18 protein-coding genes, 1 tRNA gene and 1 pseudogene are annotated in these 20,411 nt (G+C 54.8%); 5 read left to right on the forward strand and 15 right to left on the reverse strand.

Annotated elements, in window-relative coordinates; all coding sequences use genetic code 11:
- Positions 1-2: 2 nt before the first annotated feature.
- The 6 genes from B3759_RS01320 to B3759_RS01345 form a co-directional block, all read right to left on the reverse strand.
- Positions 3-1,004 carry a Gfo/Idh/MocA family protein gene (locus B3759_RS01320; protein ID WP_291362899.1) on the reverse strand — a complete coding sequence of 334 codons (1,002 nt, stop codon included), beginning with the start codon at positions 1,002-1,004 and terminating at the stop codon, positions 3-5.
- A gap of 214 nt (positions 1,005-1,218) precedes the next feature.
- Complete coding sequence (locus tag B3759_RS01325; RefSeq protein ID WP_291362900.1) at positions 1,219-2,157, reverse strand: ABC transporter permease; 939 nt, start codon at positions 2,155-2,157, stop codon at positions 1,219-1,221.
- On the reverse strand, positions 2,154-3,221 hold the full coding sequence (locus B3759_RS01330) for an ABC transporter permease (RefSeq protein WP_291362901.1): 1,068 nt from the start codon (positions 3,219-3,221) through the stop codon (positions 2,154-2,156). Before B3759_RS01330 ends, B3759_RS01325 begins: the two co-directional genes overlap by 4 nt.
- The gene (locus tag B3759_RS01335) at positions 3,218-4,795 is read right to left on the reverse strand and encodes an ABC transporter ATP-binding protein (RefSeq protein WP_291362902.1); all 1,578 of its coding nucleotides are present in this window, start codon (positions 4,793-4,795) and stop codon (positions 3,218-3,220) included. The genes B3759_RS01330 and B3759_RS01335 overlap by 4 nt, the downstream gene beginning before the upstream one ends.
- Entirely contained in the window at positions 4,788-5,930 is a 1,143-nt protein-coding gene (locus tag B3759_RS01340; protein ID WP_408736432.1) for a BMP family ABC transporter substrate-binding protein, read from the reverse strand. Before B3759_RS01340 ends, B3759_RS01335 begins: the two co-directional genes overlap by 8 nt.
- Positions 5,931-6,028: 98 nt before the next feature.
- Positions 6,029-6,604 (reverse strand): nicotinamidase, encoded by a 576-nt coding sequence (locus B3759_RS01345; RefSeq protein ID WP_291362903.1) that lies wholly within the window; start codon positions 6,602-6,604, stop codon positions 6,029-6,031.
- Positions 6,605-6,734: 130 nt separating this feature from the next.
- Here B3759_RS01345 and B3759_RS01350 point away from each other — a divergent pair, with 130 nt between their 5' ends.
- Both B3759_RS01350 and B3759_RS01355 read left to right on the forward strand, forming a co-directional pair.
- Entirely contained in the window at positions 6,735-7,523 is a 789-nt protein-coding gene (locus tag B3759_RS01350; protein WP_291362905.1) for a YdcF family protein, read from the forward strand.
- Complete coding sequence (locus B3759_RS01355; RefSeq protein WP_291362907.1) at positions 7,523-8,761, forward strand: DUF2075 domain-containing protein; 1,239 nt, start codon at positions 7,523-7,525, stop codon at positions 8,759-8,761. The genes B3759_RS01350 and B3759_RS01355 overlap by 1 nt, the downstream gene beginning before the upstream one ends.
- Positions 8,762-8,776: 15 nt before the next feature.
- On the opposite strand, the gene B3759_RS01360 is transcribed toward B3759_RS01355, so the two are convergent.
- Positions 8,777-9,790, reverse strand: coding sequence for an ABC transporter substrate-binding protein (locus B3759_RS01360; RefSeq protein ID WP_291362909.1), 1,014 nt, complete (start codon positions 9,788-9,790; stop codon positions 8,777-8,779).
- 176 nt (positions 9,791-9,966) lie between these two features.
- Here B3759_RS01360 and B3759_RS01365 point away from each other — a divergent pair.
- Positions 9,967-10,042 (forward strand) — tRNA-Asn (locus tag B3759_RS01365).
- Between the two features lie 120 nt (positions 10,043-10,162).
- Here B3759_RS01365 and B3759_RS01370 read toward each other — a convergent pair.
- On the reverse strand, positions 10,163-10,345 hold the full coding sequence (locus B3759_RS01370) for a hypothetical protein (protein WP_291362911.1): 183 nt from the start codon (positions 10,343-10,345) through the stop codon (positions 10,163-10,165).
- Between the two features lie 211 nt (positions 10,346-10,556).
- On the opposite strand from B3759_RS01370, the gene B3759_RS01375 reads away from it, so the two are divergent.
- Entirely contained in the window at positions 10,557-10,967 is a 411-nt protein-coding gene (locus B3759_RS01375) for a hypothetical protein (protein ID WP_291362913.1), read from the forward strand.
- Positions 10,968-11,096: 129 nt separating this feature from the next.
- Here B3759_RS01375 and B3759_RS01380 read toward each other — a convergent pair whose 3' ends face one another.
- The 5 genes and pseudogenes from B3759_RS01380 to B3759_RS01400 form a co-directional block, all read right to left on the reverse strand.
- Positions 11,097-11,876, reverse strand: a complete 780-nt coding sequence (locus B3759_RS01380) for a hypothetical protein (RefSeq protein WP_291362915.1) — start codon at positions 11,874-11,876, stop codon at positions 11,097-11,099.
- A 9-nt stretch (positions 11,877-11,885) separates the two neighbouring features.
- The gene (locus tag B3759_RS01385; protein WP_291362917.1) at positions 11,886-12,416 is read right to left on the reverse strand and encodes a Panacea domain-containing protein; all 531 of its coding nucleotides are present in this window, start codon (positions 12,414-12,416) and stop codon (positions 11,886-11,888) included.
- Between the two features lie 172 nt (positions 12,417-12,588).
- A pseudogene (locus B3759_RS01390) lies at positions 12,589-12,846 on the reverse strand (integrase); the annotation flags it as partial.
- A 42-nt stretch (positions 12,847-12,888) separates the two neighbouring features.
- A complete protein-coding gene (locus B3759_RS01395; protein ID WP_291362919.1) occupies positions 12,889-13,107 on the reverse strand; it encodes a hypothetical protein in 219 nt (72 codons plus the stop codon).
- A 363-nt stretch (positions 13,108-13,470) separates the two neighbouring features.
- Entirely contained in the window at positions 13,471-14,673 is a 1,203-nt protein-coding gene (locus B3759_RS01400) for a glycosyl transferase family 2 (RefSeq protein WP_291362921.1), read from the reverse strand.
- A gap of 421 nt (positions 14,674-15,094) precedes the next feature.
- On the opposite strand from B3759_RS01400, the gene B3759_RS01405 reads away from it, so the two are divergent.
- Positions 15,095-16,990: a superinfection immunity protein gene (locus B3759_RS01405; protein WP_291362922.1), complete on the forward strand. Its 1,896-nt coding sequence runs from the start codon at positions 15,095-15,097 to the stop codon at positions 16,988-16,990.
- Between the two features lie 88 nt (positions 16,991-17,078).
- Here the strand turns inward: B3759_RS01405 and B3759_RS01410 are convergent, their stop codons facing one another.
- Positions 17,079-19,256 carry a beta-N-acetylhexosaminidase gene (locus B3759_RS01410; RefSeq protein WP_349679281.1) on the reverse strand — a complete coding sequence of 726 codons (2,178 nt, stop codon included), beginning with the start codon at positions 19,254-19,256 and terminating at the stop codon, positions 17,079-17,081.
- Between the two features lie 69 nt (positions 19,257-19,325).
- Complete coding sequence (locus B3759_RS01415; protein ID WP_291362925.1) at positions 19,326-20,336, reverse strand: aldo/keto reductase; 1,011 nt, start codon at positions 20,334-20,336, stop codon at positions 19,326-19,328.
- Between the last annotated feature and the right edge of the window lie 75 nt (positions 20,337-20,411).

Raw genomic sequence — 20,411 nt, forward strand, 5'->3', positions numbered from 1 at the left:
TCTCAGGAAGAAAGATCACCGATCAGGCCCGAGAGTTCCATTCTCTGCCGCGATTCTGCGATGCCATCCCCTACCGCCAGAGCCGCTTCCAGTGCGCGACGCCCGGCATGCGCATCCACCTTCACAGGAGCGCCATCCAGACAGGAGGCTGCGAAGGCTCGATGTTCGGCTTCCAGAGAATCGTGCTCTTTCCACGACGCCGCCTCCCGTCGGAAGCCCCCGGTCCCCGGCAACGGCATCCCCTTCTCGCGCCCGATCATCACCAGTTCACGCTTTCCGAAGTCGGCGGACAGATAGCCTTCCGCAGAAAACAGCCGCATCTTGCGCTCGGTCTTGAGGGAAATCCGGCTGGCCGTGATGGTCGCTACGCAGCCATTCTCGAATCGCACCCGGGCATTGGCGATGTCTTCGTGCTCGGAACTGACGGCCGCACCGATCGCATCGACCTGCGCGATGGGGCTGTCGACAATCGCCAGAATCAGATCGAGATCGTGAATCATCAGATCAAGAATCACCGACACATCCGTGCCGCGAGGCTTGAACGGCGCAATGCGGGTGGCCTCTATATAGAGAGGACGCTTGATTCGCGCCGTGATGGCCTCGTATTCCGCCGAGTAGCGAAGCAGATGTCCGACCTGCAGCACCTTTCCAGCATTACGAGCCAGCGTGACCAGTTCGTCGGCTTCTTCCAGAGTCGCCGCCATCGGCTTCTCGACCAGCACATGCTTCCCTGCCCGGAGCGCCTGCATGGCCAGAGTGAAATGTAACTCAGCCGGTGCCGCGATGATCACGGCCTCGACCTGAGACAGCAGTTTATCGAGATCATCGAACGCTTTTGTGTTGGCTTCCTTGGCCAGCGTTTCGGCTTTCATCTGGTCCGGATCGAACAGTCCTACCAGCGTCTCTCTAGGCGCTGCGGCTGATTTCAGGGCGTGAAACCGTCCGAAATGTCCACACCCTACAAGCCCTACCCGTAGCGTGGAGGAAGAGTCGCCCTGAACCATGGATTTACCCCTGAACCTATTGCTGGGTGGCAAGCAAGCACGGGAAACCGCTGAGGGGAACACCCCACCCCGTCATACCGGCATGACCATTCGGCAGGGGGGCACTTCTTTGGAAAAGGGTCTCTCCCACTTAACGGACCGCAACAGATAAAAATTTTTGGGTATCGCCTTTTTCCAAAAAGGCGACGTTCTCTTAAGCTTTTTGGAAAAAGCTTCACCGCACGCTCCGGAAGTAAGGCAGCCCCAGAGCCGCAGGAGCCTCTCCGCCGCGACGACGCTTCCTTCTGAACACGGCAGGCAACATGATAAAGGCCAACGTTCCTAGATAGGGCAGCATGTTCAGGACCGGTGCGGCAATGGGCCATCCCCTTGCCTGCCCCAGAAATCCGATGGCGCTGATGAGACCGAAGAGCAGCCCTCCTGCCGCCGCATTGAACGGCCTGAAACCGGCAAAAATGACCAGAGCGAGCGCAATCCAGCCGCGTCCGGCCACCATACCTTCCGACCAGCTCGGAATGACCGCCAGACTGAGATAGGCCCCTGCCGCGCCAGCCAGAGCCGCGCCGAGCGTGACATACCAGAATCGGATCGCGCGAACCGGAATCCCCGCTGCGTCGGCTGCGGCAGGGTTTTCACCCACGGCGCGCATGTTCAGGCCGTGACGTGTGTGAAACAGCACATAGTGACAGGCCGCTGGCACCAGAATGTAGGCAGGAACGATCAGCAGATTCTGCGCGAAAAAGGCTGGACCAATGATCGGCAATGCCGACAGGACAGGAATCGACACGGGCGCAAACGTCACGGGGACCGGCGTCCCCGCCACCGAGTGACCGATCACGGCGGACAGACCGACCCCGAGAAAGGTCACCGCCAGCCCGCACAGAACCTGACTCGCCTGCACAAGGACCGCTGCACAGGCGAACGCCATTCCCCCCAGCGCTCCGGCAGCAGTCGCCGCCAGCAGGGCCAGCCAGGGATTGCCGGTTGAAACCGCCGTCAGAACAGCCGTGGCGGCGCCAACCGAAATCAGCCCTTCCACGCCGAGATTGGTCACTCCCACGCGCTCGGCCATGACTTCGCCCACGGATGCGATGGCCAGAACGCCGCCAGACAGAACGGCGGTCGTCAGAAGAGCTGTCAGCATCTCGATCATGAGGCGCTCCTTGCCGTCCGTCCCGTGGTGGCCGGTGCGACGACCCGATAATGTGCACACTCATCGGCAATGGCCACGAGCAGCAACACCAGCCCCGTGATGGCCAACACCACCGTCGCCGCGATTTGCTGGGTCTGGAGCACGATTCCCACATCGAGAATCAACGCCATGAGGAAGGCGGCGGGAATCACCGCGAGGCAGGACCCACGCGCCAGCACAGCGACCACGATTCCGAGGTAACCGAAATTGTCCGCCATGCCGCCCTGCAGGCGATGGACCGTCCCGGCCACTTCGAACATACCCGCCAGCGCCGCCAGTGCGCCGGACAGAAGCATGGCCGAAATGATCCTCACTTTGACCGGCATACCGGCATACCGGGCCATGCCCGCGCTGGCCCCGCTGATTCGCACTTCATAGCCCCACCGCGTGGAGGACATGATCAGGGCGAGACCACCCACGATCAGAAGCGCCACGGGGAAACCCCAATGCACGACGCCCCATAGATCCGGGATGCTCACAGACAGACGTTCCGTTGAGGCCAATGCCCCGGTCACACGGTCACGCCACGGACCGGTCGCCAGCCAGTAGACCAGCAGACTCGCCACAAAATTCAGAAGCAGGGTGGTGATGATTTCATTCACATTGGCGAAGGCGCGAGCCAGTGCAGGCAGAAGAATCCAGACCATCCCGCACAGCATCGCCACGAGCGCCATCAGTGGCAGAATCAGAATCGCCGGACCGTGAACGAACAGCCCCACTCCGGCTGCACCTGCCGCACCGAGATAGAACTGCCCTTCCCCGCCGATATTCCATAGCCCCATGCGCCGGGTCACCGTCACTGCGCTGCCGGTCAGCAGCAGCGGCGACATGAAAAGTGCGAGGTCTTCCAGTCCGAACCGTGAGCCAATGGTGGACATCAACACCAGACGCGCCAGTTCGCCGACATTCCGCCCGGACATCGCCAGCAACAGGCTGACCGTGACGACCGCGATCAGCAGCGCTGCACATCGGCAGAGAAGAATCCTCTGGGCCGAGGCTGTCGGGAAACGCTGAAACCGGCTCATGATAACGCCTCCGCAGGGGCCGAATCGGGACTGGTTCGCCCCCCCATCAGCAGACCGATCTGTTCGATGTCGGCGGTCGCGGACTCTACAACCGCCATCAGGCGTCCTCCACAGAGAACACCGACCCTGTCGGACAGGCTGAGCAGTTCCCCGAGATCTTCCGAGACAATCACCACCGCCACAGCTTCATCCCGCAAATCAGCGAAATAACGATGCATGGAAGCAATCGCACCAATATCGAGACCACGGCTGGGATAGGCCGCCACCAGCAGTCGCCGGGCGATCCGTATTTCCCGACGCGCGACAAGGCGCTGCTGATTGCCTCCGGAAAGATTGCGCACAGGCATGGCGAAATCCGGAATACGCACCTCCGCCACGTCGGCGATCGTCTCGGCAAGCGCGCGAGCGGCTGCGGCTCGATAGAGAACACCGCTTCCAACCGGTGGCCGGTCATATTCCCGCACCGCCATATTGTCCGTGATCCCGAGAGACGGCGCCAATGCGCTGTTCAGGCGATCCTGCGGAATATGTCCCACACCGGCTTTTGCGAAGGCCGCAGCCCCGGATGGCGCGGCTTGTCCGTCCAGCAGAACCAGTCCCGCCGACGGTGTGATCAGCCCTGTCAGAATCTCCGTCAGCTCGCGCTGGCCATTTCCGGCAACGCCCGCCACTCCGAAAATCTCACCACCGAAAATATCAACCGTCACATCGGAAAGCGTCGCGACATTCTGCTCATTGCGGACCGTCACCTCGCGCAGACTGACAACCGGCGTCGCACTGATCGGGGCGGCCTCCGGGGAGCGGGCGTGCAGATCCTGCCGCTGGATGTCATGCCCCACCATGGTCGCCGCCAGCATGCCCGGTGAGCAGTCGGCCGTCTCCCACGTTCCCACATTCCGTCCGGCCCGCAGGACCGTCACCCGGTCCGTAATCTCTATCACTTCATCGAGTTTGTGACTGATGATGATCACGGCGTTGCCTTTTGCCCGGAAGGCCCGCAGCGCCGTGAACAGTTCCCGCGTTTCCTGCGGTGTCAGAACGGCGGTCGGTTCATCGAGAATGAGCAGCCGTGCCTCACGGGACAGAACGCGCAGAATTTCCACGCGCTGCTGCTCTCCGGCGGAGAGGGTTTCCACCCGAGCGGCAGGGTCAACCGGAAAGCCAAAGCGTTCCGACAGTTCGCGTGTCCGCGCTTCCAATACCGCACGGGAGGTGCGTTTGGGCGTCTCGCTCCAGCCGAGATGGATGTTTTCCGCCACAGTGAAGGCCGGGACCAGCTTGAAATGCTGATGCACCATACCGATCCCTGCTCGGATGGCATCCTGCGGTGTCGCAAACTCCGCGCCATAACCGTCAAGAATGATCTCGCCCGCATCCGCCTGATAAATGCCCGTCACGACATTCATCAGGGTCGATTTTCCCGCGCCGTTTTCACCCAGAAGCCCGAGGATTTCTCCCGGGCGCACATCCAGATTGACGTCCTCGTTGGCGATCACGCCCGGAAAGTATTTGGACACACCAAGCAGTTGCAGAACCGGTGGTGTGCCGCTCCGATTTTTCACAGGATCAACCAAGGCCCGTCATCCCCTGCACGCCCCAGTCCCACTGGTAGATTGCCATGTCGTCCATGGTCGTGCCCGCCGGAATACGGATGGTGCCGTTATTATCGCGGATCGGCCCCTGAAAAGGCGAATATCCGGCAAGTATCCGATCACGCATCGCATCCGCCTGTGTTCTGATGTTTTCGGGAACCGTCTGTCCCCATGCATCACGGTCAACGCCATGCGCCAGGGTGAGAAAGTTCCCGGCGGCTTTCCATGTGCCGTTCAGCCGCGCCCGGATCTGCTCAACATAGAAAGAGGCGAAATCCAGCACCACGCCACTGACATAAGCATTGGGACCGAAACGACGCATATCGAGATTCCACATGGCCGCTTTCAGACCACGACTTTCCGCGACCCGTAGATAGGCCGGTTCGTCCGTGATCCCGCACAGAAAGTCACATCCACTGTCTGCAAGAGCACTGGCGGCCTGTGTGGCGGCCTGCGGATCAAACCATGAATTGATGGACACCGCCTGCATCGTACAGGCCGGATTGACCGACTGTGCGCCAAGAAGCGTGGCGTTTGCGCTGGCGAAAACGGATGGGATCGGAAACGTCCCGACATAGCCAAGCTTGTTTGTTTTTGTCAGAAGACCGGCAGCGATGCCGATGATGTAGCTCGGATACCAGTGCGTGATGTAATACCAGCCGAGATTACCAGTAACGGACGTGCCGTCACATTCCAGAAACGCCACATTAGGCGCGCGGTCGGCCACATCCTTGATGAAATCGCCATAATTCGAGGTGCCGAACACCATATTCGCACCTTCCGCCACAAACTGACGAAAAATACGGGTGGCGTCAGCGGAATAGGGCACGCTCTCCACATAGACCGTGTGCAGTTTTGGAAACGCCTTCTGGACAGCCTGCACGCCTCTGTCGTGAGCAGTACTCCACCCGCCATCCGTGATCGGGCCTGTATGCCCGAATGCCACCAGAGCGTCTTCTTCCCTGACTGGAAGCAGGGTAGCAACTGGCGCTGCGGCATTTGCGGCAAAAGGATCAAGCAACTTCCCGGCCGCAAGAGCGCTGGCCCCTTTCAGGAATCTGCGGCGTCCGGGCAAAAGCAGCGCATTTTTATGAAGAACCGGGAAGGTGCGCGTCACTCTGAGCCATTCCTCTTCTGGACACCCTGTGACGTCACAAAGTCCCCTCACCTCGTTTCGAAACCGTTTTATCAGATTTATTGAGGTCGTTGCGCCGGTCAAGACAGATCGGATGATTCGGTCAATAAAATACCGGCGTTTTCAATTTTGCTTACAGCCTCGTCCAACAGCGCGATGCTGCGGCAGGCATCAAGAACTATCACACTTTCAAACCCGGCCGCCTGCGCGTCGATGGCTGTGTATGTAACGCAGTAATCCAGCGCCAGACCCGTTACAAAGACACGCCTGATCTTCCGGTTCATCAGCCAGTCCTGCAGGATCGTGCGGGTCACTCCGTCGTTTTCAAGAAAGGCTGAGTAGCTGTCCACAGACAGCGACTGTCCCTTGCGAAGTTCCAGACTGACAGCCCTGCGATCAAGCGCCTCCGCCAGATCCGCCCCGGATGTATCCGCAACACAGTGTCGGGGCCATTCTCCACCCTGCTCCTCAAAGGAACAATGCTCAGAGGGATGCCAGTCCTGCGTCGTGACGATCGCACCGAAGGGGAGCGTCATCAACTGATTGATCACCGGAATCACGGCGTCCCCATTCTCGACGGCAAGCGCGCCACCCGGAAGAAAATCATTCTGAACATCGACGACCAGCAGGGCGTCGGCGGAAGAAATCTTTATCATTCCGCAATGATAACGCACATCGCCCTGCGTGTCTTTCTTCTTCTGTTGAATGACTGTTCGTTGCCCGCTTCAACATTGAGGACTATGGCTTCACGGAATACTGATCGTCTGCACAGATCCGGAGCCCGCGATGTTCATCATCGGCAAAATTCTGACCATGATCATGATGCCGACAGCTCTGCTTGTCGAAATCCTCCTTATCGGGCTTCTCCTTCGTCGCTTTCTGTTTGGTCGCGCTCTGGTCACGTTTGCCGCAGCAGCTTTTGCAATCTGCCTGTTCTTTCCAGTGGATCAGTGGGCGATCAGGCCGATTGAAGATCGCTTTCCGCAGGTCAGAACACCGCCCGAGCATGTCGATGGGATCATTGTTCTGGGTGGCTCGATAGACTGTCTGACCAGTCAGGATCGCCAGACCCCCGTTACAGGCGCGGCCGGTGACCGCCTGACCACGTTCGTGGCGCTCGCCCGGCGTTATCCTGACGCCAAACTCGTCTTCACAGGTGGTTCCGGGGACATTGAGCAGGGCATCACCAACGAAGCAAAATGGGTGCGTCTCATCTTTGAAAGTCTCGGCCTGTCTGATGATCGCGTGATCTATGAAAATCGTTCACGCACAACACGCGAAAACGCCACAGACAGTTTCGCTCTGGTGCATCCAAAACCTGATGAGACATGGATTCTGGTCACCTCCGCCAGCCACATGCCCCGCTCCGTCGGCGTCTTTCGCAAGGCCGGATGGCGGGTACTCCCCTGGCCGGTCGGTTATGTGTCCCGCGATCACATCCACAATTACTCCCTCTCATTGGGAAACCGTTTCGCGATACTGGACTGGGCTGCACATGAATGGATCGGCATGGCGGCTTACCGACTGCGCGGCTGGACAGATACGTTTTTCCCAAAGCCTGAAAAGACGGACTGATGACACCTGCTTCCAAAACATCCGTATCTGATGACAGCACGGCGTCGATCGCGCGCCTTTCTCCGACATTCCGTCTGACAGACACGCAGAAGCATCTTGTCGATGACATTATCAGCTTCTGTCGGAAGCATATTCATGACAGGCAAGCTGTCCTGATTCTGGAAGGTGATGCCGGAACAGGAAAAAGTCTTGTTCTGAACACAGCCTTTTCACGGATTCAGGAAGAAGCGAAAAGCCGTGACAGCACACTTCCGCTGCATGGAACCAGCAACACGCTTCTCGTCAATCATCCAGAAATGATCAAGCTGTATAGAAATATTGCAGCTGATATCCCTGCACTTCGCAAGAAGGATTATGAACGCCCGACCAGTTTCATCAACACCCTGCACAAGACCGCTGGACAGGCCGACATTGTTTTCATCGATGAAGCCCACCTTCTGCTGACCCGCAGCGATCCCTACAATCACTTTCGTCAATCGAACCAACTTGCAGAAATCCTCAAACTGGCGCGCGTGGTTGTCATGGTGTTCGATCCTCGTCAGACCCTGAAATTCAAGGGATACTGGGATGATGCTCATCTTCGGACGCTTTTGCAGGGCATCCCCACCGAGACGATCCATCTGACAGACCAGTTCCGTGTGCAGGCCCACCCGGATGTCATGCGTTGGATCAGGGCTTTCTGTGATGGAAAACTACTACCCTTACCTGAAAAGCAGGATTTCGATTTCCGCATCTACGATGATGCAGAAACGATGTATCAAGACATCCGCGAATGCGACCATCGCTGTGGCCTGTCGCGCATTCTGGCCACCTATGACTTTCCCTATACGCTAAACGGGACTGATCACTTCGTGCAGACAGGCTCTTTCCGTCTTCGGTGGGACAGAAATCAGCCATCCCATCCGCTACCATGGGCGGAGCGGCCTGACTCGATTGATGAAGTTGGCTCAGTCTACACCGTGCAGGGGTTCGATCTGAATTATGCGGGCGTTATCCTCGGTCCGTCTGTCTCCTACGACAAAACGACGGATCGAATCATTCTTGATCCCACGTTTTACGAAGACAGCGCCGCTTTCATCGGACGCGGGAGTTTTGGTGACACAGACACGGCCAAACGCCATGTCATGGCCAACGTCCTGTTCGTCATTCTCACACGCGCCCGTAAAGGCCTGTTTCTTTATGCGCACGACGAAGCACTGAGAGCCCGACTGCATACTCTCTGGGGCAATCGGACCTGACGGCTGTTACCTTTCTCAGACGTGCAGGACGTTCTGACAAATGGAGCGGGAAAAAGCGCCTGAATCGAGTTCATTCGGCAACAGATCAATCAGTTTCAGTTCATCGGCATATTGCGCCATCTGGTCTCGCAACCAGTGACCCAGCAAATGAACCGGAGCGGGTTCATGTGCCAGCATGTGTTTGACGTCATCATCGTTCATGTCAGGCATGTGCGCTGAGAGAAGCGTGGCCGTTTCATCGCGATGCTTTTCGATCCAGCGACAGGCATCCCGCAAGGCCAGAACAACAGCCAGCGCGCCCTTTGGGTCTTCCGAAAGGAAATGGTTGGAAAGTCCAAAAACCTTGTTCACCCGCTGAGCGTAATTCCCTGTTGTCGATCCGGCGAGTTCGGCCAGAAAAGACTGATTCTCTGACAAAAGCTGCCAGCCATCAGGATCGTGCAGCACAACACCGTCTACTTCCCGACCATCGAGAGCCTGATCGATTCTGTCCTCCGAAACCGGTTGCCACAGCACCTCGGAAGGATTGATGCCCTTTCGCCTCAGCAGGACAGAGAAAAAGCGCTGATCCGCTGCGTCCTCGTTTAAAACAGCAATCTTTTTGCCGACCACACTGTCGATTTTTGTGATCCCAATATTTTTTCGGACCAGAAGTCTGAACGTGCCCGCACTGAGGCCGGCGACCAGTTTTGCCGGAACACCAGCATGCAACCGGGGAAGCCATGAGAGAGCTGCGGCAGCCGCGCCGACAACTTCTCCACGGGAGAGAGCATCAATCGCCTGATGACCTGTGATGCAGGGGCGCGCTGTAATTTCAAGATTGTAATGGCTGAAAAAGCCACGTTCCTGCGCCACAATAAACACGGGATCATCTTCCGGCGATGGCCATGCAAGAACGAGGCTTCTGGACTGTCCGTCAGGTTCCTGAAGAGCCTTCCTGGGATGAGTAAAGCGCCATCCCAGTCCACCCAGCACACAGGTTCCGGCCACCGCACCAGCCGCCGCCAGCATATTCCGCCGGCTGCTCATACTGCTTTTGTTCCCGGGTTTTCTATCCATCTACCAGGCCTTCTTCCCTGCGGCTCGTTCACTGCCGGAACCTAGCTGCCCAGAGGCTGTGACAATGTCAAAGCCGCATGAAAAAAATCCTCACAAGAGGGGTTTACGACGGTTTCAGGGTTGGCTATACGATCGCCAACAACTGGTCCCGAATAGCTCAGTTGGTAGAGCAAGCGACTGTTAATCGCTGGGTCGTAGGTTCGAGTCCTACTTCGGGAACCACTTGTTATTATTTCTCCTTATAAAAAAATAATTACAGCGTCCTAGCGAATGTTCGCCCTGTATGTTGCCCTCTTGCGGACAGACATTCAGAGCGCCGTTCTGAGGTCTGGAGAGACGTTTTTAGCCTGCTCCGACGGCATCCTCATCCGGTCGGGTCGATACTTTCGCCAGCCATATCTCCGCCGGATCGTGCGCCCTCAGCATTGTCGCCAGTAGCGAAGCAGACACTGCTGGCCACTCTAGACAGCCAGCGCCGTGGGCCAGCACCAACTCATCGTGAATATCTCCACGCCACGCTTCCATCGTCTCGTTACCGTGCGGGCCTTTTTCATTCCCCCAACACCAACAATGCAATGGTCTATAGAATTACCATTCAGCTACTCGGCATCGACCAGTCACTCACTGACACCGCCACTGTTACGAAGGCAGCTCTTTTATACACCATTGCACCGTTTGTGCTGGTGGGCCTCTTTGTGGGAACAAAAACGGGAGCGTTGATGAAAGACATGACAGTATGACCAGCAAGATGAGGACCGCTCAGGCAGGTGTCGCCTTTGCTACGTGGCAGCTTACGCGACGAGATTGGGAAGTGCTGCCGGTGCCAGATGCTCCGAAACGATCCACGTTACTTCAGATCAAGAAGGAAAGCTTTGCCGGGGAATTGCTCATTCAGTCCCGCGCATTCAGCGGCCTGAATGCCGTAAGTCTCGGAGAAGGAATCGTGGATCCAAATTCGCTTCCCTTCGACTGGCTGATCATCTCCACCAATATTCGTTCCGACACTCCTACTTGTTTTCTTCTTAACCGGCAGGACGTGCTTGAGACTATGAAACGCGACCCAAATGGACCGCTCTTCTGGATCGATCCACTTCGGTACAAGCTGTCGCGCTTTCAGGACCGGTGGGACGAGATAGGACTGAGCTGAGGTGCATACCAATCCAAGGTAGGGTCAAGATCTCTTTGGACAGGTGATGCTACCCATCACCTGCAGGGCATAATACTCAAAAAGCATCACTCATCAGCATGCCGGACCGCCCGGAAAAATTGATAAATATTAATCGGCATTCGAATTGTCGTTTGAAAATTTTTGTTCTTCTTTTTGTGATGATAGATATAAAACTCCATATTGATAGATGTCTAAATGGCAGGAAGCGTGTCCATCTTTAATTAATTTTTCTGATTTAGCCAATTCATCAGAATCAATATTAATATATATCATATGCTTATCGGAATTATATATTTCAGATATTGTACTTTTGAATGTGCAAGAGGAAGTACATGTCGACGTACTCATTGCATAATTTATTCGAGATAAAAGCATAGAGTAATTATCCTCTAATATGTGCGTCTTATTTATTGCATATCCAAATCTACCACTAGGTTGTATATTATGTTTAGGATCAAGCAATATAATATTAAAAATCCAATTCTCGTCAAAAAATCCTACAACCCGTCCTTTTCCTGTTGATATTTGAAACTGAAAAATCTTATATTCATCTTGGTTGTTGATATATTCTGGTGGCACCCAATCCAATTTTTGGAGCGAAATTGGAATATTTTTAGCGCCCCAATTTATAGGATGAAACCGCCAAGCATCTTTTTTCTCTCTTTCATTAATAAGGTCTTCAACCTTTTCTGAAGAGAGCTTAGACAGACATGTCAAGAGAGAAGCAAACCATGACTTCTCCTCTTGAGATATACCAAAATGTTTTATTTGCTTGAAATATCTCAAGGAAAACGCCCAAAACCGTTCCTCTAAGGCCACTTTAACTGGGGGAAGAGGCTTGGTTTTGGAGTCAATTAATGGTTTAGGGATTTTCTTTCTACGCGACATCGAAGCATTCTACTTCAACATACTCCGATATGTCTCTTTCATGCACTTTTCATCCAACTCTACTTCACACCGAGCTGAAGAAGGGAGACGTCCTCGAGCTGAAAGCCATGGCGCTTCTGTATGAGTTAAACGTTCCAACTGCGCACCTGAGAACTCACCGTAATTCTCAAGAACCTCGTCAATATGCTCGCGCTCGACATCTGTTAATTGATCGTTACAATCCGGGTAGAGCACGTCCTTAACAGAAATATGAGAATATAATAACTTAGTTCCCTTAAAACGATCATAAATATGTCGATTTACGGGACCATGAACCCAAGCTTGGAACTTGCCGTTAAACATTGGCTTGTCATGCAATGCCAAATGCCAAGCCTGCACATAATACAACAATTTTTGTATTTTGAGCAGGCTGGGGCGATCACTTGCCTCGTCTAATTTTGTGATTATATAATCACAAACCAGATCGATTTTATTGATCGATCCCATTATAATATCCTCCACACGTACAATTCGCATTAAGCGAATTTTTTCTTCTATCATAATATCCGCAGCCTACAAAATAGCAATTCAGTGAATCTGGAAGCACGAGATATGCCTTGCAATAATGTTTATTTACCGATTTCGTTCAATTTATTTAAATTTTAGTAAGCGCTATGCAACCACAGATATGCCATGTCTCCATCATCACCAACCACTTCTCGAACAGATCTCCTCATCGATAAGCGGCTTCCACCTTGTTGCTGATGGCTTGCGTCAGCGCCATCTCAGCCACTTCGCTGGGATAACCCGTTTCTTCGGCTGCCCAATCGCGGAAAGTGGATCACAGGCCATGCACGGTGACGTCCTTCGTACTTGCTGCAATATGAAGCGCCTTGGATAGAGCCACGTCCAACAATAGTTTGCCCCATTTCTGGCCGAGAAACACCAGATCGCCAGCCCGCTCATCACATAAAGGGAGGACTTCCCGCAGACCGTGCAAACAGATTGGAAACTCCGCAGGATAAACCGATATTCAGCGGCTGGCAGACATCTCCCGATCCTGGCCCTTTCTCCGCCGGGGCTTGCCTGTAAGCGGATTGATCCTGACCTCTCTTACCTTCTTTGTCGTATCCGGCACGACATGGCAGTCGATACCCTCAGCCCGTCTTGCAGCGGCAAAACTCTCCGCATGGGATAATTGGGCAGCCTGATAGAGAATGGTCTCTCCAATCATCACTTTATGCCGTTTCACGGGCTTCTCCTGCATGGACGAATAGACGCTCGGATTATTCCTCTTCTCCTGACGTCATTTTACCGATTTCAAACTGTCGTCACGAGAACGAATACCCTGAGTCTTTGCATTGCAGCTTTCAGGAAAAGTTTCACATTGCTCGCTGATGTTACCAGATAACCAGGGACGGTCTATTCCCACCAGAAATAGGCAGGATGCAATCAGGCCAATCCATCATGAGCGTGCTCCTACCTTTGCAATCGAAAGTTTCGACTATCAATCACCTGAAAAAATGGCTCGAAAAAAGTGCTTATCCGCCATCCTGAATGACAAAGGAAAAAGCATCACAAGCGGAAGGCAGTTAAAAGCCCTTAGAACCGGACACTAAGTAGCGACAGCACCAAGTAGTTTTCCAAACATCACTGGAGACCATCGACTGAAATCGAAACAATCTCTGTCAGGATCTTTGCTGTTTATGATCCGGCTCCACAAATCTCCCATGTAACCATGACGGTCGAGACAGTCGTGGACGTCGTGACAGTATCCATTGGAAAGAAAGGCCATCACTGCGGCCCTCTGCATGGGCGTCAAGGACGGAGCGGTGGAGAGTTCGTCCGGAGAGCCGGCCGACAAACCATCCAGCATCGAGCGCCCATAAGTAAGGACGCACTTGCCATCAAGCAGGCCCATCATCCCGACAGAGGATGAAATTGTGAGAACCGCTTCCACAAAAGGCAGAAGAGGTTCTGATGCGCCCACACTCAACTCTTCCGGGATAGGTCGAAAATTCGGAAATTCACGGGCAATCGCGGCTTCCATTTCCGGAGGCAGACGCCAAAGCGGATGATAGGTTGCTACTGCCAGCCACTCAGAGGGAAGATCGGAGAGCCACCGCATGAGAAGCGCATCAAGCGGAATGGTTTCATAGGCGCCTTCATAAGTCAGCCAGTCGGGAGGCTGGAAGGCCAGAAGTGCGACAGGACGTCCCTCTTCCCTGATACCGGCTAACCACCGATCCAGCCCGCGCGTTTTGGCAGCCTCAATGCATTGATCACGAACATTATGCTGCCAGAGTGCGAGAACCTCATCAGCGTCTGCTTTCGGCAGAATGGTGTTTCGCAGACGTGAAGCGTCTTTACGCAGGAGATTGGCGGTCTGATGACCGCTCGGATCAAAGAAAAAGGCTGATTGACCAGTTATGCGCGGCAAAGGAGCCATTTCACTGAACACATGACGTTTGTCGTGAAATACAGCCTCGATATAGCGGTTCTGCGCATAGCTCAGGATCAGATCCGGATTGAAGCTCTCACGAATTTCTTCAAAAACATCCACAAGGGCCTGATTAAAAGGCGGAATGGATGCCGGAGCATACAGATCTCTTACATAGCGGTATCGGTCACCTCCGAACGCCTCAAGCACACGCCGGGGACTGACTTCGATCTGCAGCGTTGCTGTTTCGGGTCCGGTTCCGCGAAAGAAATCACAGAGCCACGGGCTGGTCGCTATGGCGAAGTTAAACCGGCCACCACCCGCAGCATTTTCCATTCTGACAAATTGCGCGACCCAGCTGACCCACACGCTGAGCATCTGCGGGTCATTTCTGAAGCACGCTGGCTCCACATAAAACAGGATGTTTTTCATGATGTGTGGAACTACAATTGTGCAAAACGAAGCATGGCATGTGCCTTACGAAAGAGACAATCCTGCTTGGTATGTCATTTTGGTGAAGAGGCCGTTACCATGTCCCACTACTGCAATGACAGAAACCAAGCCGGAAAGTGCACAGCGCCTGTCCGAAAAACAGCACTTTCTTGAGCACGCCTCATCGCACCCGTCAGCGTTCAAACAGTGATGTGTTACCTGTCAGATCAATAGGTGAACGCTCCTCCTCGTATTTCCCGACAGTATTCGTCACGCCGTCGCTCTTCCTCCAGATCAGTGGATTGATGGCTTCAAATCACTGAAGTCTGCGCCTAATCTCTCTGCAAACTGAAGGGAACAGGCTTCAATGAAGACCCTGATCACAAAAAGTCTTTTGGCTATGATGTGCGGTCTGTCGGCGGGAGCCGTTACCGCGCAGGCTCGGGAAAGCGGATCTCCGCTTGCTCACGCGGCGATTGATGAGCACGAACATATCGCTCTGTCTAACGGCGGACTGGATGCCTCCGTCGATCTGGTGGAGAAACCTGATTGCAGCGTCCCCACCCTTCTGAGTGGCAATGATGCGCTGGTTTCAGGAGCCTGTCGCATGGCTGTGCTCACCCTGAAAGACAGCACCCATCCAGATCGACCGGCCTTCACCACGCTGCTGACTCCCTACAGTCGGGACGGCAGTGATGTCCGTGACCTTCAGCTTGATCTGCGCCATCTGGATGCCGCCTCCCCGCTCCCTCAGGCCGTTGTTTCGGTCTACACTGGAGGCGCTCACTGCTGCGCCCTGACATCCGTTGTCGGGATGACGAAAAACGGTACGTGGAGTGCGACACGGACCTCTGAACTCTCCGGAGAAGATCGGCCGTTTTTTGCCGATATTGACAAGGATGGCGCTCAGGAAATCGTCATCGGCGATAGCAGTTTTCTCTATACTTTTGCGTCCCACGCAGGGTCTTACACACCGGCGATCGTTTATCGCTACACCGACGGGCGTCTTGTGGACATCACGACGGACAGCGTGTCCCGACCCTATCTGGAACAGAGTCTCAAAGAAAACGAAGGCTTCTGGGTTCAGCAAAATCGCAGTGAACCCAACGGTTTTCTTGCCTATTACGTCGCTACCAAAGCCAATATGGGCCAGTTCCAGGCGGGATGGTCCTACATGCTGCCGCGCTATGACCATGAAATTGACGCGGCATTTTCTCTTTCCCGCTGCGCTCTCGGAGGACGGCTGGAAGCAGAATGCACCGCCGATGAGCAGGCTCCCCTTCCTTTCCCGCAGGCACTGGCCGGTTTTCTGGTCGCCGGCAATTACGTCACATCCGAACAGGCTCTGGCTACCGCACCGGAAGCGGAAGCCGCGATCAGGGCAGCAGACCATTACAGTCCTGACTTCTCCTGTCGCACTCCGCCCCAGAAAAACGGCGTAGCCATCATGCTGTGCGAAAACAGTCAGGCTGCTGAACACGAACTTCAGTTCGATCAGGTCTATTACGCCCTGCGGCAACTCGTCGGTCCTGCTGGCTGGCGTGCGCTCAAGCAGGAAATCATTCTGGCTGAAAATACTGTTGACCAGCAATGCGGTCTTCCGGTTCCGGGCGAAGCAGACCAGACACTGCCGTCAAACGCCATCAGCTGTTACGCAACAGGCATGGACGCCCTGTCGGAGCAATATCGCAAAAAACTGTCCGGCCCTGCTCTGGAAGAGTCAAAACGACCGATCGACCAGCATATCGCCCTACAAAGACGCCTGATAAAGCTTGGATACTTGCCGGCAGGCTCAACGGCTGACGGTGTGTATGGTGAATCCACACGCACTGCCATTGCAGCGTGGCAGCGTGACACCGGTCGTCCGGACGTTTCGTCTTTCCTGTCTGACGCCGACGCAGCCGTAATTCTGGGCGCACCGGCTCCTGTCGCGGAAACCACCAGACCTACTGAAGCAGTATCGGAAAAGACTGCGCCTCCTCCTCCGGAAGTCGCTCCGTCCGCGCCTGTTCAGTCTGCAAAAGGCACGTTCCAACTGTTTGGACTGTCAGGCATCACAGCCCTGCTAGCTATAGCGGCCGGGATTGCACTGTATTTCGTGCCGTTCGTGATTGCCTGTGTTCGTGACACAGTGCGGAAACCTGCGGTCTTTGTCGTTAATCTATTCTTCGGCTGGACTGGTCTGGGATGGATTGCAGCACTGGTCATGGCGTTGACATTTATACGTATGAACACAGAGTATTCCGCAAGAAATCACCACTGAAGTCACTACAGGACCGCCCGGTCGCGGCGGTCCTGATCCTTTTGCACATGGCCCAACACAGTGTGTTCAGACGCATCCAACAACAGGGTCAGTGGACAGTCGATACACTGTCGACCAGCGCCCTTATTCCCGGCACGATATCAATCAGCAGACCGCCCGCTGGTTGAGGCAGAGGCGGAGACAGCAATTGCCACGATGAAGCTGCGAATGTCTCCTGCTGCTGGTCCAGAAGTTTTTCAATCTGCTTTCTTCTGGCTGTATCAATCGTTCCATCAAGCGCTTCGATGCCCGCCTCCGCCAATGCGGACAGTTGTTGCGAGACAGAACGTATCATTTCCAGCGCGGCAACGTCTCCGATCGTCTTTTCAAACTGACCATCATTGGCGGCCCATTTTTCAAGATCGCGGCGCAGTTCCAGCGCGACCGCATGATCACCGTGCGCATAGGCTTCCGCGAGTTGATTAAACTGCATTGCCGAAAAAGAATCTGGCTCCGCCATGGCGACCGGCCATGTGAGAAGCCCTTCTCCCGCCTTCTTGATCATTCTGTTGATTGTGTAATTCCTGACCGGACTGGTCACCTGCAACACCGTATCAAGCGTGTGCATGCTGGCAGCCGGATACCGTGACAGCATCTGTTCGTGATCCTGCTGTGTCGTGGTCAGAGCCAGCCTGTTCAACTGTGCGGCGACATGCGGCAAACGGCGCTCCATATCCGCGACATCCGTCACAGTTTCAGGCGACCACAGACGTTCTGCAATCACGGCGGCACGGGGCCAGACTCTCTGATTCAGCATCTGTTCTGAAACCGCTTCCGTCCACAGAACTGCCTCACCACCCAGAATATACTGCTTTTGCCGGGCGCTCAGAGGCGGAAGGCTGGGATCAAGCGCGAACGCATCCGCCAGTCTGAAATGAATCTGCCGAGCGTGTTCCAGTTCTGCCCCCGCCAGACCACTCGCCATCAGATCATAGGGATCAACCCGATAATACTCACGCGCAGGTCTCAGAAGATCGAGATAATATCCTGAGGAGACAAGAGTCGGATGCAGCTTGGCTGTTGCTGCACTGATCCATTTCGAAGAGCGCCAGACATCGGCAACAACGGATTGTGGAACAGGTGCGGACAGCACCTCATCCCATCCGATCATTGTCTTTCCCTGCCCAGCCAGAAAAGCCTGTATTTTCGCTGTAAATTCTCCCTGAAGCGCTGAGGCGTCAGGATAGTTGTGGGCTTTCATGTAGCTGGCGATCTGTGGATTGCCTGTCCACTGAGAGGCGACCACCTCATCGCCACCCGCATGGAAATAGGCATCCGGAAAGAGATATATCATTTCTACAAAAAGCTTTTCTACAAAATCGATCGTTTCCGATTTGGTGGGATCAAGAGCCGGATTGTTGGCGTTACTACCCGCGATGCAGGCCGAACCACCTGTGCAAGCGGCATTGGCAGCAGGCAGCGGTTGCGCTTCGAGTTGCGGATACGCTTCCAGCACAGCTAGCGCGTGACCCGGCACATCAAACTCCGGCACAACGCGAATACCCCGTTCAGCGGCATACGCGACAAGATCGCGAATCTCGTCCTGCGTATAATACTGCCCATGTGAAGAGACAGTCTGTAGCCGGGGGAAAAGCTGGCTTTCCACACGGAAAGCAGATCCATCACTCAAATGAAGATGGAGCACATTCAGTTTTGTCAGCTCCATTGCATCGATCTGACGCTTGAGCGTAGGCACGGACATAAAATGCCGCGCCACATCGATCATCAGTCCTCGCCAACGGAAGCGCGGAGCATCGCTGATCGTCACATCACGGAATGACACGCTATCTGGCGTTGATCCCGCCAATTGCACCAGCGTTGCAAAACCATGCAGCACCCCCGCAGGACCTTCCGCACTCAGTGCGATTTTTCCCTGATGGATTGTGAGTTGATAATTTTCCCGCTCACCGATTGCCAGGTAAGCGGGATCATCCTTGCTGCGGATTTCCAGAGAACAGGTCGTCTGTTTTTTATCAGAGCGCGAGGCCAAGTGCAGGGAATGCAACAGGCGTTCGCTGGCCCGCTCCAGCATGGGACTATGTGCGCCGTGCCAGTTGATCTTTATCTGGTCACAGGTTGTCTCTTCGTTACCTTGCCACGAAATAGTGGACGGGATCGGCATCAAGTCAGGAGAACTGGCTGCCTGCGCGTAAGAGCGTGGCAGCATGCAGAGGGAAGAGGCACAAGCCAAAAAGAGGATTGCGCGTAGGCGGTTTCTTTTTGTCATAACGTGCTCTTCTACCCTTCTGTCGGCTTGTCCTACGAAACAGCTCTCTTCAAGTTTGATGAAGTTATCTCAGGAGGTTTTTCCTGACACCGTCTTTTCGCTGTCCAGCACTGCCATCTGCTTTGGGTCATACCGCTCTCCCGCTGCAGCTCCCTTGGGAACTGCCTGTTCAATGGCCGCAAGGTCGGCTGATGTCAGTGTGAGATCAAGGGCGCCAAGAGCTTCTGAAAGCCGGTCACGCCTGCGCGCGCCGATTAATGGCACAATGTCATCACCCTGTGCCGCGACCCATGCGATGGCCAACTGAGCGACGGTGGTGTTTCTGGCTTTTGCAATTTCGCGCAACGTTTCAACGAGAGCCAGATTCTGCTCGACGTTGCCTTCCTGAAAGCGTGGACTATGCACGCGAAAATCACCGGGCGTTCTGGCCGTCTGCCAGTGTCCACTGATCAGGCCACGCGCAAGCACGCCATACGCAGTAATGCCGATCCCGAGTTCACGACAGGTCGGAAGGATGCTGTCTTCGATGCCGCGCGAAATCAGGGAATATTCTATCTGAAGATCACAGATCGGATGGACCGATGCCGCACGCCGGATGGTTTCCGGTCCGACTTCCGAAAGCCCGATGTGCCGCACATAACCAGCCTGCACCATGTCCGCGATAGCGCCGATTGTCTCTTCAACAGGAACTGCGGGATCAAGCCGGGCGGGTCGGTAAATATCGATATGATCAAGACCGAGCCGTTGCAGCGTATAGGCCAGAAAATTCTTCATGGCGGCAGGCCGGGCATCGTAAGCGCCCCAGTTTCCGGCCGGATCACGCATAGCGCCAAACTTGACGCTGACGAGGAATCTGTCGCGCGCGACGCCTTTGAGCGCCTCTCCGATCAGCATCTCGTTATGGCCCATGCCATAGAAGTCACCGGTATCGAGCAGCGTAACGCCCGCGTCTAGTGCGGCATGAATGGTGGCGATACTCTCAGTCCGATCGGCAGGACCATACATGCCGGACATGCTCATGCAGCCAAGCCCGATCTCGGAAACTTCAGGACCGTTCTTGCCAAGTCGTCGTAATTTCATAGCGGGCGATCTTTCTCTTGTCTGAACGAAGGTCTTTTCAGGCTGCAAATAAAAACGGGCAGTCCTGAGACTGCC

It is taken from the genome of Acetobacter sp. UBA5411 (assembly GCF_002409645.1).
In the GTDB taxonomy this organism is placed as follows: domain Bacteria; phylum Pseudomonadota; class Alphaproteobacteria; order Acetobacterales; family Acetobacteraceae; genus Acetobacter.

Excerpts from the sequence above, each read along its gene's own strand:
- B3759_RS01320 (WP_291362899.1), bottom strand. The coding sequence starts at position 1,004 with ATGGTTCAGGGCGACTCTTCCTCCACGCTACGGGTAGGGCTTGTAGGG.
- B3759_RS01325 (WP_291362900.1), bottom strand. The coding sequence starts at position 2,157 with ATGATCGAGATGCTGACAGCTCTTCTGACGACCGCCGTTCTGTCTGGC.
- B3759_RS01330 (WP_291362901.1), bottom strand. The coding sequence starts at position 3,221 with ATGAGCCGGTTTCAGCGTTTCCCGACAGCCTCGGCCCAGAGGATTCTT.
- B3759_RS01345 (WP_291362903.1), bottom strand. The coding sequence starts at position 6,604 with ATGATAAAGATTTCTTCCGCCGACGCCCTGCTGGTCGTCGATGTTCAG.
- B3759_RS01350 (WP_291362905.1), top strand. The coding sequence starts at position 6,735 with ATGTTCATCATCGGCAAAATTCTGACCATGATCATGATGCCGACAGCT.
- B3759_RS01355 (WP_291362907.1), top strand. The coding sequence starts at position 7,523 with ATGACACCTGCTTCCAAAACATCCGTATCTGATGACAGCACGGCGTCG.
- B3759_RS01360 (WP_291362909.1), bottom strand. The coding sequence starts at position 9,790 with ATGAGCAGCCGGCGGAATATGCTGGCGGCGGCTGGTGCGGTGGCCGGA.
- B3759_RS01370 (WP_291362911.1), bottom strand. The coding sequence starts at position 10,345 with ATGGAAGCGTGGCGTGGAGATATTCACGATGAGTTGGTGCTGGCCCAC.
- B3759_RS01375 (WP_291362913.1), top strand. The coding sequence starts at position 10,557 with ATGACCAGCAAGATGAGGACCGCTCAGGCAGGTGTCGCCTTTGCTACG.
- B3759_RS01380 (WP_291362915.1), bottom strand. The coding sequence starts at position 11,876 with ATGTCGCGTAGAAAGAAAATCCCTAAACCATTAATTGACTCCAAAACC.
- B3759_RS01385 (WP_291362917.1), bottom strand. The coding sequence starts at position 12,416 with ATGATAGAAGAAAAAATTCGCTTAATGCGAATTGTACGTGTGGAGGAT.
- B3759_RS01400 (WP_291362921.1), bottom strand. The coding sequence starts at position 14,673 with ATGCTCAGCGTGTGGGTCAGCTGGGTCGCGCAATTTGTCAGAATGGAA.
- B3759_RS01405 (WP_291362922.1), top strand. The coding sequence starts at position 15,095 with ATGAAGACCCTGATCACAAAAAGTCTTTTGGCTATGATGTGCGGTCTG.
- B3759_RS01410 (WP_349679281.1), bottom strand. The coding sequence starts at position 19,256 with ATGACAAAAAGAAACCGCCTACGCGCAATCCTCTTTTTGGCTTGTGCC.
- B3759_RS01415 (WP_291362925.1), bottom strand. The coding sequence starts at position 20,336 with ATGAAATTACGACGACTTGGCAAGAACGGTCCTGAAGTTTCCGAGATC.